A 13339-nucleotide genomic window follows, 5' to 3' on the forward strand; every position below is an offset into this window, starting at 1 on the left:
GGCCCTCGTGGCGGTCACATCGGCGGGCGGTCGCAGTGGGGAGGAATCCTGCCATACCCTCCACGGGAGACGAGAAAGGCCCCGGCGCGGAACGCCGGGGCCTTTCTCGTATCGGGACTCAGGAGTCCTTCTTGTCCTTCTTGTCGCCCTCGTCGGGGATGATCACGTTCGACGGACGCACGGCCGTCTCGCTGTTGTGACCGTCGTCGATCGGGTGCAGGGGAGCGTCGGGGACGCCGGCGCGCTCGTGGGCGCCCTGCAGTTCAGCGGCTTCCTCTTCCTGCATGTGCTCGAGCGAGTGGTGCTGGTGCTCCAGCGCCGCGTCGAGCTCGGTCTGCGTGAGCGGCGTGAGGCGGTCCTCGAAGAACCAGCGCGACAGTGCGGAGCGCATGTTCTCGTGCCACGGGATGCGTCCCTTGGCATTGGGGCGCACAACCAGCGGGGCGTTCGTCTCGACATCGACCAGCTTGACGCGCTCGTACTCGTCGACCGGCTGGTGCACCTCGATGTACTCGCCGCCGGGGAGGCGGACGATGCGGCCGGATTCGTAGCCGTGCAGCACGATCTCGCGGTCCTTCTTCTGCAGCGCGAGAGCGATGCGCTTGGCGACGAAGTAGGCGAGGATCGGCCCGACGATGAGCAGTGCCTGCAGGGCGTGGATGACGCCCTCCATCGTCAGATGGAAGTGCGTGGCGATGAGGTCGGACGAAGCCGCAGCCCACAGCACCGCGTAGAAGGTGACACCTGCGGCGCCGATGGCGGTGCGGGTGGCGGCGTTGCGGGGACGCTGGGCGATGTGGTGCTCGCGCTTGTCGCCGGTGATCCACGCCTCGATGAAGGGGTAGATGGCGACGAGCAGGATGAAGATGACCAGCACGCCCAGCGGCAGCAGGATGTTCCACGACCAGGTGCGGTCGAGGAAGACCGACTCCAGGTGCGGGGGCACCAGACGCAGAGCGCCGTCGGCGAAGCCGATGTACCAGTCAGGCTGAGTACCGGCCGAGACGGGGGACGGGTCGTACGGGCCGTAGTTCCACACCGGGTTGATGGTGAACAGCGACGCGATCAGCACGATCACACCGAACGTGATGAAGAAGAAGCCGCCCATCTTCGACATGTAGACCGGCACCATCGGGTATCCCACGACGTTGCTGTTCGTGCGGCCGGGGCCGGCGAACTGCGTGTGCTTGTTCACGATCATGAGCATGAGGTGAAGCGCCAGGAGCGCCACGAGGATCGCCGGCAGCAGCAGGATGTGCAGCGTGTACAGGCGGCCGACGATGTCGACTCCCGGGAACTCGCCGCCGAAGAGCAGGAATGACGTCCAGGTGCCGATCAGCGGAATGCCCTTGACCATGCCGTCGATGATGCGCAGACCGTTGCCCGAGAGCAGGTCGTCGGGGAGCGAGTAGCCGGTGAAGCCCTCACCCATCGCGAGGACGAACAGCACGAAGCCGATCACCCAGTTGAGCTCGCGCGGCTTGCGGAACGCGCCGGTGAAGAAGACGCGCAGCATGTGCACGCCGATGCCGGCGACGAACACGAGCGCTGCCCAGTGGTGGATCTGGCGCACCAGCAGACCACCGCGGATGTCGAACGAGATCCGCAGTGTGGATTCCATGGCCGCCGACATCGGGATGCCGCGCATCGCCTCGTAGGCGCCGTAGTAGTGCGTCTCGACCATCGACGCCTGGAAGAAGAACGTCAGGAACGTGCCGGACAGGAGCACGACGACGAAGCTCCACAGGGCGATCTCGCCGAGCATGAACGACCAGTGGTCGGGGAAGATCTTGCGACCGAGCTCCTTGACGAGGCCCGAGATGCTCGTGCGCTCGTCGAGGTAGTTCGCCGCACCCGCGACGAAACGGCCGCCGAGCGGCTTCTCGTCGGAGTTCTTCGACCTCTCGGTCGTTTCCTCAGTGACAGTTGCGGTGCTCAATGACGCTCCCAGAAGCTCGGGCCGACCGGCTCGGTGAAGTCGCTGCGTGCGATGAGGTAGCCCTCATCGTCGACGGTGATCGGCAGCTGCGGCAGCGGGCGCGCGGCGGGGCCGAAGATGACGGCCGCGCCGTCGGTGACGTCGAACTGCGACTGGTGACAGGGGCACAGCAGGTGGTGGGTCTGCTGCTCGTACAGGGCGACGGGGCAGCCGACGTGCGTGCAGACCTTGGAGTACGCGACGATGCCGTCGTACGACCAGTCCTTGCGCTCCTCGGTCTCTTTGAGCTGCTCGGGGAGCATGCGCACGGCAAGGACGATCGCCTTGGCCTTCTCTTCGAGGTAGCCGTCATGGTGGCTCAGGGACGCGAGCGACTCGGGGATCACCTGCACGACCGATCCCAGCGTCAGGTCGGCGGCACGGATCGGCAGACCGCTGGGGTCGTGCGCCAGACGCTCGCCTTCCTTCCACATGGTGTGGCTGAGCAGGTACACCGGGTCGCCGGCGTGGGGGTGCTCGGGAGTGTTCTCGGGCGCCAGGCCGCGGAAGAGCGTGATGCCGGGGACGACGGATGCCACGACGGCGGCGATCAGCGAGTTGCGGATCATCGTGCGACGACCGAAACCGGACTCCTCGTTGGCCTCACGGAAGACATCGACGGCGGCTTCGCGCGTCGTGTCGCGGCCGCGGGTGGCGTGACGCGGCTCGGTGAACTCCTTGTCGGACATGATCGCCTTGGACCAGTGGATCGCACCGATGCCGATGGCCAGCAGCGCGAGCCCGATGCCGAGTCCGATGAAGAGGTTGTTGTTGCGGATGTCGATGAGCGACCCGCTCTCGATCGGGAAGATCATGTAGGCGGCGACCGCCCAGATGCTCCCGGCGAGGGAAAGGTAGAACAGGGTGTACACCGTGCGCTCGGCCCGCTTCATCGCGGCGGGATCCTTGTCGGTGATGCGTGCGCGGTGCGGCGGCAGGCCGGGGTTGTGCACGGGGTCGGATACCGCGACCGCGAGCCCCGGGGAAGGCTTCCAGGAAGCCCTCTCGTGCTCGAGCGCGTCGTCCTCGTGTGTCATGGTGCTCCTCGTGCGTTCCGTGATGCTGTGTCAGTGATCGATCAGTTCGACTTCGCCGTGATCCACACGGTGAGTGCGATCAAACCGCCGATACCGAAGATCCAGATGAAGAGACCCTCCGACACGGGGCCGAGCGAGCCGAGGGTGAAACCGCCGGGAGACGGGTTCTCCTGCATGTACAGCAGCGACGAGATGATGTCGCGCTTCTCGTCCGTGGTGAGCGTCAGGTCGTTGAAGACGGGCATGTTCTGCGGGCCGGTCACCATCGCGGCGTAGATGTGCAGCGCGCTGGTGTCCGTGATGGGGGGCGCGTACTTGCCCTCGGTGAGGGCGCCACCGGCCGCAGCGACGTTGTGGCACATCGCGCAGTTGATGCGGAAGAGCTCCGCGCCCGCCGAGACATCGCCTTCGCCGTCGAGGACGCGCGCGTCGGGGTAGCTCGGGCCGGGGGCGACGGACTGCGTGAACGCCGCGATCGCCTCGATCTGCTCCTGCGTGAACTGCACCGGCTTCTGCGGAGCCTGCGGGCCCTGCATCTGCAGCGGCATGCGGCCCGTGGCCATCTGGAACTCGACCGAGAGTTCGCCGACGCCGTACAGCGACGGGCCGTTCGCGGAGCCCTGGAGGTCCAGTCCGTGACAGGTGGCGCAGTTGGCCTGGAACAGCTTCTTGCCGTCTTCGACCGTGAGTGCAGAGGAAACCGTCTGCGGCTCAGAGGCGGCCACGGCAGCGGATGCTCCCGCGTAGACGCCGCCGGTGACGAGAAGGCCGATGCCGATGAGGGCGGCGGCGGCCCAGGGGCTGCGGCGGCCGTTCGAGCGGCGAGGGGTGTGTCGTGCCATGGGCTTTTTCAGCTCGCTCTCAGCTCGCGAAGGGCAGCAGGTAGATGACGGCGAACAGGACGATCCACACGACGTCGACGAAGTGCCAGTAGTAGGACACGACGATCGCGGTGGTCATCTCCTTGCGCCCGAAGTTCTTGACCGCGTAGGCGCGGCCGATGACCATCAGGAAGGCGATCAGGCCGCCGGTGACGTGCAGCGCGTGGAAGCCGGTCGTGATGTAGAAGGCCGACGCGTACGCGTCTGCGGAGATCGGCAGGCCTTCGGCGACGAGGGTCGCGTACTCCCAGATCTGGCCGGAGACGAACACCGCACCCATGATGAAGGTGAGGAAGAACCACTCGGTCATGCCCCACTTGCGGACGTTCCAGAAGCTGCCGGTGCGGTAGGACTGGAAGCGCTCGGCGGCGAAGACGCCGGCCTGGCAGGTGAAGGACGACAGCACGAGGATGAAGGTGTTGATCGCAGCGAACGGCACGTTCAAGATCTCCGACCGCGCCGCGAACAGCTCCGGGGAGGTGCTGCGCAGCGTGAAGAAGATCGCGAAAAGGCCCGCGAAGAACATGACCTCGCTGCCGAGCCAGACAATGGTGCCGACGGCGACCGGGTCGGGTCGCTTGACCGACCGCATGGCCTGGGGATAGGTCGTTGGAGAGCTCGTCACACATTCATTATGGCTGAAAGTCGGCCCTAAGTTTCCCATCGGACGGCTGGTGATCGGCTGGGTGAAGTGAGTCCGCCCTCAGAGCGCGCTGAGAATTCGCTGATCGGCCCCCGATAGGATCGATCCCCATGGCGGAGCTCTACTCGTGGCCCGAAATCCTCACCACTCTTCTCGATGCGCGTGATCTCAGCGTGTCGGAGTCGACCTGGGCGATGCGGCAGGTGATGACGGGCGCCGCCACGCCTTCGCAGTTGGCCGGATTCCTCGTCGCCCTCCGGGCGAAGGGAGAGACGATCGACGAGATCGTCGGGTTCCGCGACGCGATCCTCGAAGCGGCCGTTCCGCTGCCCGTGCCGTCGCAGGTGCTCGACATCGTCGGGACCGGCGGTGACCGCTTCGGCACGGTCAACGTGTCGACGATGTCCGCGATCGTCGCCGCGGCATCGGGTGTTCCGGTCGTCAAGCACGGGAACAAGGCGGCCAGCTCGAAGTCCGGCTCTTCGGACGTGCTGCGCGCGCTCGGCGTGGATCTGTCGCTGTCACCCGATGCCGTCGCGCAGACGCTGGCGCGGACGGGCATCACGTTCGCCTTCGCGTCGGCGTTCCACCCCGGTTTCCGGCACGCCGGCGCCACACGCGGCGAGCTCGGCGTGCCGACCGTCTTCAATTTCCTCGGCCCCCTCTGCAACCCGGCCCGAGCGGAGGCGAATGCCGTGGGCGTGGCACAGCTCGATCGCGTCCCGCTCATCACCGGAGTGTTCCGCACCCGCGGCGCGACCGCCCTGGTCTTCCGCGGCGACGACGGGCTCGACGAGCTGACCACCACCGGTCACAGCCGGCTCTGGGAGATCAGCCTGGGCGACGTCCACGAGCACGACCTGGACCCGCGCGATCTCGGCATCCCGCTGGCAGACATCGACGACCTGCTGGGTGGGGAGCCCGACCACAACGCCGCTGTGGTGCGCAGGGTGCTCGACGGTGAGCCGGGGCCGGTGCGCGACATCGTGCTGCTGAACACCGCCGCCGGCATCGTGTCCTACCGGCTCTCGCTGGACCCCGCCCAGTCGCAGCGTCCGATCCTCGAGCGACTGGCCGAAGGGAAGGATGCCGCGGCAGCCGCGATCGACGACGGCTCCGCCGCCGCCACACTGGTTTCGTGGGTGGAGACGACCCAGCAGCTCGGCGGCTGAGCACTGAGGCGTTTCTTATTCACGGCGTTGGTGTGTCGGGCCGGGCGCTGCCCCCGCTAGGTTGAGGGAACACCCCGATCACAAGGAGCACCCCCGCATGTCGGAAGCACCGGCCACCACGGCCGACACCATCGAATCGCCCACCCGCAAGGTCGGCCTGATCAAGGCCGCCGGCATCATCGGCATCCTGGGCGGTGTGGCACTGATCATCGTCGGCATCGTCGTCTGGGTCATGGTCTCCTCGCAGCTGCGCGCCGAGAACATCACCGTCCCCGATGACGCGATGGCCTTCCAGGGTCAGACGGTCGCCGGTCCCTTCACCGCATTCGTGCAGGCGGACATCATCCAGCAGCACGCCCTGCACTCCTCGGACGGCAAGACGTACGCCGAGCTCGACAAGGAAGACCCGGTGCGGGCCACGATGATGAACGCGTCGTTCCTGCGGGCATCGCTGTTCACCTCGGTCGTGTCGTTCGGCGTCGCTGCCTTCGCCATGGGCATGGGTGTGCTGTCGATCATCTTCGGCTGGGCGATCCATCGCCTCGCCTCGATCCCGGTCGTCGTGAAGCGGTCAACGCTCACCACCTCCTGACTTCTCGGACCATACGGGCCCGCACCGCCTCGGTGCGGGCCCGTACTCTGTCGCCATGCATCCCCACGAGGCACTCAGCGAGATCGCCGGCCTGCTCGAACGAGAGCGGGCCTCGCGCTATCGGTCCAAGGCGTTTCGCGCGGCGGCCGCCGCGATCGAGGGTCTCGATGAGGCGGCACTGCGGGATTCCGCCGCATTGCGGCGACGCAAGGGGATCGGGGACTCGACCTTCGCCGTCATCCAGCAGGCGCTGGCGGGCGAGGTGCCGACCTACCTCGTCGAGCTGCGGGAGAGCGCCGGGGTCGCGCCGGTCGGCTCCGACCTGCGCGCACGCCTGCGGGGAGACCTGCACAGCCACTCCGACTGGTCCGACGGCCTCACCTCGATCGACCTCATCGTGCAGGCTGCCCGCGCGCTCGGTCACGAGTACCTCGCCCTCACCGACCACTCACCCCGGCTGCGTGTCGCCAACGGGCTCTCACCCGAGCGGCTGCGCGAGCAGCTGGCGCTGCTTCCGCAGTTCAGCGGCGACGGGTTCACGCTGCTGAGCGGGATCGAGGTCGACATCCTCGATCAGGGCGGGCTGGACCAGCAGGAGGACCTGCTGGCCGAGCTCGACGTCGTGGTCGCGTCGGCGCACTCGAAGCTGCGCATGGAGCGCGGCCCGATGACCCGGCGCCTCGTGGCGGCGGTCGGCAACCCGCACGTCGACGTGCTCGGGCACGTGACCGGCCGACTCGTCGAGGGGTCGCGGGGGACGCGTCCGCCGTCACTGTTCGACGCAGCGACGGTCTTCGCCGCGTGCGCGGAGAACCAGGTCGCCGTCGAGATCAACTCGCGCCCCGAGCGGCAGGACCCGCCCGACGAGCTCATCGCCATCGCGTTGGAGGCGGGATGCCTCTTCTCGATCGACTCCGACGCTCACGCCCCGGGGCAGCTGTCGCTCATCGACCACGGGGCCGCGCGTGCCGAGCGTGCCGGCGTGCCCGCCGACCGGATCGTGACCACCTGGCCCCTCGACCGTCTGCGCGAGTGGACGGGCCGCCGGCGCTGAGCCGGCCGCCAGCGGCGTCACGGGGGAAACACTTTTCCGGCGAGACACCATTCGCCCGCCGAGACACCACGCGTGGCGGTGGGTCTCGGTCGGAAAGTGGTTTCTCAGTCGCGGGTGGCCAGCGCGTCCAGCGCCCGCTTCATCGAGGTGCCGAGTCCCCAGTGCTCGGCGAACGCCTCGGCGGCGTCGCGGGTGGCGGCATCCGGTGCGTGCAGCCGGGACTCCGGCGCGGCGATGTCGAGGTCGGTGACCACCCCCACCACCGTCGGGGCGACGTCGAGGTAGTCGGCGGCGCCGAGGATGCGGCTGGCGACCGTGGCGGACATCCCGTCGCCGGACGCGGCGGCGGCACGGATGCCGTCGAGGTCACCGTGGGCCGCGAGCAGGGTCGCCGCCGTCTTGTCGCCGATCCCGGCGACCCCCGGCAATCCGTCGGACGCGTCACCGCGCAGCGTGGCGTAGTCGGCGTACTGCGTGGGCAGGATGCGGTACTTCGACACGACGGTGGCGTCAGTGACGACCTCGAGGTTGCTCATGCCGCGGGCGGTGTAGATCACCCGCACGTCGCGGGCGTCATCGACGAGCTGGAAGAGGTCGCGGTCGCCGGTGACGATGTCGACGGGCATGGTCGCGCGGGTCGCGAGGGTGCCGATGACGTCGTCGGCCTCGTGGTCGGCACGCCCGACCACCGGGATGCCGAGCAGCGCGAGGGCCTCGCGGATCACCGGGATCTGCGCCTCGAGCGGGTCGGGGACCTGCTCGACGTCGGGCGCGCCCGGCACGACCTCCGCGACGCGGTGCGTCTTGTACGTCGGAATGAGGTCGACGCGCCACTGCGGGCGCCAGTCGTCGTCCCAGCAGGCGACCATGTCGGTCGGCTCGTAGGTCGTCGTCAGCTTCGCGATCATGTCGAGCAGCCCGCGGACGGCGTTGACGGGCGTGCCGTCGGGGGCGCGCACCTTGTCGGGCACCCCGTAGAACGCCCGGAAGTACAGGGATGCGGTGTCGAGGAGAAGCAGCTTTTCTGAGCGGGAGGACACGTCGACAGGCTACTGTCGGCCGCGTCGCCCTCGATACAGTTGCGGAATGTCTGCGACATCGACCAGCATCCGTGGCGCGCTCGGCTTGACGGTTCTCTACGTGTTCGCTGCCGCCGCTGGTGCGACGATCCTGATCATGCAGGTCGTCAAGGGCGATGGCAGTTTCGGGATCCTCGCGGGGGCTGGGGTGCTCATCGCGTTCGGTGCCCTCGCCGTCGCATCAGGGCGGAACGCGCTGCGGATGCGGCGAGGAGCGGCGAGCCAGGTCGGGTCGGTACCGGCGGCGACGCCGTAGCACGAGACGTGCTGCGGTACGCCGACGCCGTGTCGGGCAGCATGAGGCGGTCGGTCACGCGGTGACCCTCAGCACCCGGGACCTCTCGGGTCCTCGAGGCAGGTGCGGTCCACGAGCGCCGTGTGCACCTCGACGACTCGCACGGCGTATCCGCCCGCCGTCGCGTCGACGAACCCGGGCACCTCGCGCCACGAGCCGGTGCCGAAATCGACGGATGCCGCGTAGCGCACGGTGACCGAGGCGGCGTAGTCGCCCCGCTCGCCGTAGGCGTGACTGGTGGCGGTGGGGGTGAACTGCGCCTGCCCGAGCGTCGGCCAGCTGGCGCCACCGGTCGAGGAGGTGCGGCTGGAGCCGTCGCCGTAGTGGAACACGAACGCGGCGGGCACGAAGCGCACGACCACCGGGTAGTCGAACAGCTCGCCCGCGATGTGCTGCTCCGTCGCCGCGGCGACGAAGTTGGCCGGCATGCCGCGCACTGCGACGCCGTCGGGTTCCGCCGTGAACGACGGGCGCGCCGGCGTGAACGCCGCGAGGTCGCTGATCGTGACCTCCGGGGGAGTCCACACCTGGTAGCCGCCGCGGCACCCGACGACCGTGTTGCACACCGGGGCGGGTCCCGGCGCCGGAACCTCGGGACGGACCGCGCCGCCCTGGTTCCCGCCGCCGCCACCACCTCCGCCGCCGCCCGCCGTGTAGTCGGCGCCGATTTCGACCGACGATCCGGTGTTGCGCGTGCAGGCGTCGATCAGATTGCTAGCGCTGTCACAGACGCCGGCAGGGGAGGGCCCGGCAGCGAGGAAGCCGGCGAGCAGTATTGCGGCTAGCACGATAACGTCACCGCCGCTTCGATGGCCTCTAGCGCCAGCATCGTCCTTGTGGACTCGCTGGGGCTGAGCGTCACTCGTAGTGACTGAACCGGAGGCCGATCCCGTGCAACTACGGAATCTCCAGCAGGGTTCAGAACGTCGACATCGCTGATCACGTAGCAGGCTTCGATTACGGTCTGCGCGGAGGGGCCATCCGCGAACTCTGCAAGCACGACTTGAGCGACCGAGGCTGTTCCCCTGATCTCGTACCCCTCTGCATGCCACTCACTGAACGAGGTGCGATCGCTCGCATTCAGCTCCCCCGTGGTCCACGCGTAGACCGCCTCGAATGTGTCGGGGTCGCTGAGGTCCACCTGGTTCAGCGCATCGACGTAGGCGCGGTAGGTTTCCTCGGCCGCGGCGAAGGCCTCCGCCTCCGAGGCGAACCCGGTCGCTGTGGGGGTGGGAGCCGGTTCGGGCTCCGCGACGCAGCCGGTCAGAGCCAGCACGAGCAGGACCGAGGCGACTGCCCCGACCGCGCCATGTGCCTTCATGCGCACACGCTACCGCGCAGCGCTCGCACGGCATCCGGTTATCCACAGCGGCGCCACAGTGACGCGACAGCGACGAGCAGACGCCGCGGATCACCCGCGCGCGACCACCCCGCGCAGCCCGTCGCCGATCACGGCCGACAACCGGTCCAGGCCGATGACGCCGGCCGCGATGACCGCGATCGCTGCGACGACCTGGGCCATGCCGAGCACGGCCCCGCCCAGCCCGAGCACGTCGATGTTGAGGAAGGGGTAGGGAAAGCGGTCCGCGATCGTCGGAAAGGCGATCGCGCGGGAGAGTGTGACGACGGCGTATGCGGCGGGGTAGATCAGCCAGAGCAGGCCATCGCGCCACCGCACCGCCCGGCGGGGGCCGAACAGCAGCCAGTCCACCAGCACCATGCCCGGAACGACGTAGTGCAAGAGGAACAGTGACTGGTTCGCCAGCGCCTGCGCGGGATCTGCGTCCATGAGCCCGGGCAGCGGACTCGCTCCCTCGTTGAGCAGCACGTGGGAGACGAGGGCGGTCGTGAGGATCCATGTCGTCACGGCGCCTCTCAGCCGGGGTGCGGGAGCGTCCGGGATGCCGCGGCGCACCATCCAGTACAGCGCGCCGGCGTAGTAGGCGAAGACGATGACGTTGCTCTGCACCGTGAAGTAGACGAGCCGGTGGTTGCCGCTGGACAGCCCCAGCAGGCACACCGCGACGATCGCGACGCGCCACCAGAGCTGTGCGGTGCCCCAGGAGCGTGCACGGGGCGCTGCGGTCACGGTGTTCCTCTCGTCTGCCTGCCACGATCGTGCGCCTGAACGCTAGGCGGCAGCCGTCGCGGTGTCAAAGCGGTGCGAGACTGACAGCACCATGCGTGACCACGACCCCTGCCCGTGCGGAAGCGAGGCCACCTTCGGGGAGTGCTGCGGACGCCACCTCGCCGGAGTGCCGGCGCCGACTCCCGAGGCACTCATGCGCTCGCGGTACACGGCCTTCGTCGTGGGCGACACCGCGTACCTCGAGCAGACCTGGCACCCCGGCACCCGGCCGGAGCACCTGGACCTCGACCCCGACCTGCGCTGGCGGGGCCTGGAGGTCGTCACCGCGGAGACCGGCGAGAAGCGCGGCTACGTGGAGTTCCGTGCGCACTGGAGCGAGGGCCCGAGCCGCGGGGTGCTGCACGAGCGCAGCCGCTTCGTCCGGCAGAGCGGGCGCTGGTGGTATCTCGACGGCGTGATCGACCCACCGGTCACAGCGGAGCCGTGATTGCTTCGTGTACGCGGCGCAGGTCCACCAGGATCGATCCGATCAGCATCCAGTTCGTCGACGACGGCGTCTGGATCCGAAGGGGGCGGGTGAGGGCCGGCTCCTCGTCTTCGGCGAGCTCACCCGGCGTGCTCGTCAGCAGCCGCAGGTCGTGTGCCGCTCGGTGCAGCTGCTCTGCGATCGCGGGCGCGGACGGCTCATCGACGAGCCCGCTGCCGCCGTACTCGCGCACCGCGCGGGTGATGCCGATCACCTGCGTGACGATGCCGGAGAAGCGCTCGAGCAGCTCGCGCAGATGGTCGATCTGCGGACGGAAGTGGGGCGCGCGCGGGTTGAGGGCGAGCGCGTCGGTCGAGGTGGACAGAGCGCTCTCCGCGGCATCCCGCATGGGGCGCAGCAGCCGCGCCGTCAGCAGCATCTCCTCCAGCTCGGCCGTGGTGCGCGGTGACGTGAAAGCGTCCGCGAGACGGTCCAGTGTCGCGGCGGTCTCAAGCCCCAGGGCGTCCACGCGGTCGAGCGCCTGGGTGGCGTGCACCGGCGGCGCCAGCAGCACGCTCACCGCCAGACCCAGAGCCGCGCCGATGATCGTCTCGACGACCCGCGCTCCCGCGTAGCCGGGCGTCGAGACCCCCAGCGCGAGGACCAGCACCGAGCTGATGACGGTCTGGTTGCTGACCCCCGGCGTCATGCGCAGCACCCAGCCGAACACGAGCGAGGTCACGACGGCCGCCGGCACGACCCAGGCCTGGGTGCCGAACGCCAGCCCCAGGGCCGAACCGATCGCGACGCCCGCGATGACCCCGACCGTACGCTCGATCGCCTTGGCCGCGGACTGGTTCGGGCTCGGCTGCACCACCAGCAGCGCCGCGATCGCCGCGAACACCGGAGGCGGACCTCCGAGCAAGGCGCCGGCGACCACCCACGCGAGCACGGTGGCCAGCGCCGACTTGGCCACCTGCAGCAGGGGGAGTCGGCGATCGGCGCGGATGGCGGCGGTCAGGGCCATGTGATCAACGCTAGGCCGTGCCCCCACGCCGCGTCAGTGCTCGGGCCGGGCAAAGCCGTCAGCGCTGCAGCACTTCGTCAAGGGAGAGGTCGGGGAGGGCGACCGTGACCTGCGTGCCCCACGGATCCACGGCGCGCACCGACCGGCCGTCGCCGTCGTAGGCGATGCCGTGGTCGCGCAGGCGCGCACCCAGGGCATCGAGCTCCTCGCGGCGGGGCACGGTGATCGAGATATCGCCCAGGCCCAGCGCCGCGGCGCGAGGACCGGCGCCGCGGCTGTTCCACGTGTTCATCGCGATGTGGTGGTGGTACCCGCCGGCGGCGGCGAAGAGCGCCCCGGGATAGGCGCTCTGGGTGGCCTCGAACCCGAGCGCGTCGAGGTAGAAGGCGCGGGCCGTGGGGATGTCCCCGACCTGCAGGTGCACGTGGCCGACGGCGCCGGCACGGGAGGGACCGGCATCCAGCGCCTCCTGCGTGAGGTGGCGGCGGAGGTACTCGTTCGGATCGAGGGCGAGTACGTCCATCTGGATCTGACCGGCCACGTGCACCCATTCGGCGCGGTCCCGGTCGGTGTACAGCTCGACGCCGTTGCCCTCGGGGTCGGTGAAGTAGAACGCCTCGCTCACCAGATGGTCCGCCGAGCCGCTGAAGCGACTGAGGGGGTGCTGCGCGGCGCGGTACACCGTCGCCGCCAGCGCTTCGGCCTCATCGAAGAGGAATGCGGTGTGATACAGGCCCGCCTCGCGCGCGGCCGCCTGCGGCAGATCCGGGGTGTGGACGAGCCGCACGAGCGGGGTGGATCCGCGGCCGAGCACCCGGTGCACCTCGCGCCCGCGCGCCTTCTCCTCGAGGGGCTCCATCGCGAAGGCATGGGTGTAATACCCGCTCATCGCCTCGAGGTCCGCGACGCGCAGGGTCACCGCGCCCATTGCCGCATCGGGGTGCAGCACCCGGTCGTGTGTTGCCGTGCTCATGGGATCTCCTGCAGTGGGGGGTTGAGGGTCGGGTCAGCCGGTCAAACCGCCTC

15 protein-coding genes are annotated in these 13339 nt (G+C 69.1%); 5 read left to right on the forward strand and 10 right to left on the reverse strand.

Features of this window, described 5'->3' with window-relative positions:
* Nucleotides 1-118: 118 nt before the first annotated feature.
* Genes qcrB through ctaE form a run of 4 tightly spaced genes read right to left on the reverse strand, consistent with a single transcriptional unit; the run spans nucleotide 119 to nucleotide 4488 of the window.
* A complete protein-coding gene (gene qcrB / locus QNO21_RS04955; protein ID WP_257518747.1) occupies nucleotides 119-1939 on the reverse strand; it encodes a cytochrome bc1 complex cytochrome b subunit in 1821 nt (606 codons plus the stop codon).
* Entirely contained in the window at nucleotides 1936-3015 is a 1080-nt protein-coding gene (gene qcrA / locus QNO21_RS04960) for a cytochrome bc1 complex Rieske iron-sulfur subunit (protein WP_257517216.1), read from the reverse strand. The genes qcrB and qcrA overlap by 4 nt, the downstream gene beginning before the upstream one ends.
* Nucleotides 3016-3056: 41 nt before the next feature.
* Nucleotides 3057-3857: a cytochrome bc1 complex diheme cytochrome c subunit gene (qcrC, locus tag QNO21_RS04965; protein ID WP_257517215.1), complete on the reverse strand. Its 801-nt coding sequence runs from the start codon at nucleotides 3855-3857 to the stop codon at nucleotides 3057-3059.
* A gap of 19 nt (nucleotides 3858-3876) precedes the next feature.
* Complete coding sequence (gene ctaE / locus QNO21_RS04970; RefSeq protein WP_257515442.1) at nucleotides 3877-4488, reverse strand: aa3-type cytochrome oxidase subunit III; 612 nt, start codon at nucleotides 4486-4488, stop codon at nucleotides 3877-3879.
* Nucleotides 4489-4649: 161 nt separating this feature from the next.
* On the opposite strand from ctaE, the gene trpD reads away from it, so the two are divergent.
* The 3 genes from trpD to QNO21_RS04985 all read left to right on the forward strand — a co-directional run bounded on the left by trpD (nucleotide 4650) and on the right by QNO21_RS04985 (nucleotide 7357).
* Nucleotides 4650-5711 carry an anthranilate phosphoribosyltransferase gene (gene trpD / locus QNO21_RS04975; RefSeq protein ID WP_257515441.1) on the forward strand — a complete coding sequence of 354 codons (1062 nt, stop codon included), beginning with the start codon at nucleotides 4650-4652 and terminating at the stop codon, nucleotides 5709-5711.
* A 97-nt stretch (nucleotides 5712-5808) separates the two neighbouring features.
* Complete coding sequence (locus QNO21_RS04980; protein WP_257515440.1) at nucleotides 5809-6303, forward strand: aromatic ring-opening dioxygenase LigA; 495 nt, start codon at nucleotides 5809-5811, stop codon at nucleotides 6301-6303.
* 55 nt (nucleotides 6304-6358) lie between these two features.
* Nucleotides 6359-7357 carry a PHP domain-containing protein gene (locus tag QNO21_RS04985; RefSeq protein WP_257518748.1) on the forward strand — a complete coding sequence of 333 codons (999 nt, stop codon included), beginning with the start codon at nucleotides 6359-6361 and terminating at the stop codon, nucleotides 7355-7357.
* A 104-nt stretch (nucleotides 7358-7461) separates the two neighbouring features.
* On the opposite strand, the gene QNO21_RS04990 is transcribed toward QNO21_RS04985, so the two are convergent.
* On the reverse strand, nucleotides 7462-8397 hold the full coding sequence (locus QNO21_RS04990; protein ID WP_257518749.1) for a 5'-3' exonuclease: 936 nt from the start codon (nucleotides 8395-8397) through the stop codon (nucleotides 7462-7464).
* A 46-nt stretch (nucleotides 8398-8443) separates the two neighbouring features.
* Between QNO21_RS04990 and QNO21_RS04995 the strand changes: the two genes are divergently transcribed.
* Nucleotides 8444-8692 (forward strand): hypothetical protein, encoded by a 249-nt coding sequence (locus QNO21_RS04995; RefSeq protein WP_257518750.1) that lies wholly within the window; start codon nucleotides 8444-8446, stop codon nucleotides 8690-8692.
* A gap of 68 nt (nucleotides 8693-8760) precedes the next feature.
* Here the strand turns inward: QNO21_RS04995 and QNO21_RS05000 are convergent, their stop codons facing one another.
* The 3 genes from QNO21_RS05000 to QNO21_RS05010 form a co-directional block, all read right to left on the reverse strand.
* Entirely contained in the window at nucleotides 8761-9519 is a 759-nt protein-coding gene (locus tag QNO21_RS05000; RefSeq protein WP_257518751.1) for a hypothetical protein, read from the reverse strand.
* Nucleotides 9513-10052 carry a hypothetical protein gene (locus tag QNO21_RS05005; RefSeq protein ID WP_257518752.1) on the reverse strand — a complete coding sequence of 180 codons (540 nt, stop codon included), beginning with the start codon at nucleotides 10050-10052 and terminating at the stop codon, nucleotides 9513-9515. The genes QNO21_RS05000 and QNO21_RS05005 overlap by 7 nt, the downstream gene beginning before the upstream one ends.
* 90 nt (nucleotides 10053-10142) lie before the next feature.
* A complete protein-coding gene (locus QNO21_RS05010; RefSeq protein ID WP_257518754.1) occupies nucleotides 10143-10820 on the reverse strand; it encodes a Pr6Pr family membrane protein in 678 nt (225 codons plus the stop codon).
* A 91-nt stretch (nucleotides 10821-10911) separates the two neighbouring features.
* Here QNO21_RS05010 and QNO21_RS05015 point away from each other — a divergent pair, with 91 nt between their 5' ends.
* A complete protein-coding gene (locus tag QNO21_RS05015; RefSeq protein ID WP_257515433.1) occupies nucleotides 10912-11307 on the forward strand; it encodes a YchJ family protein in 396 nt (131 codons plus the stop codon).
* Here QNO21_RS05015 and QNO21_RS05020 read toward each other — a convergent pair.
* Together QNO21_RS05020 and QNO21_RS05025 are read right to left on the reverse strand one after the other, a co-directional pair.
* Nucleotides 11291-12313, reverse strand: a complete 1023-nt coding sequence (locus QNO21_RS05020; protein ID WP_257518755.1) for an FUSC family protein — start codon at nucleotides 12311-12313, stop codon at nucleotides 11291-11293. The two genes, QNO21_RS05015 and QNO21_RS05020, sit on opposite strands and share 17 nt — an antisense overlap.
* 58 nt (nucleotides 12314-12371) lie before the next feature.
* Nucleotides 12372-13286 carry a VOC family protein gene (locus QNO21_RS05025; RefSeq protein WP_257518756.1) on the reverse strand — a complete coding sequence of 305 codons (915 nt, stop codon included), beginning with the start codon at nucleotides 13284-13286 and terminating at the stop codon, nucleotides 12372-12374.
* Between the last annotated feature and the right edge of the window lie 53 nt (nucleotides 13287-13339).

Source organism: Microbacterium sp. zg-Y818, assembly GCF_030246905.1.
GTDB lineage: Bacteria > Actinomycetota > Actinomycetes > Actinomycetales > Microbacteriaceae > Microbacterium.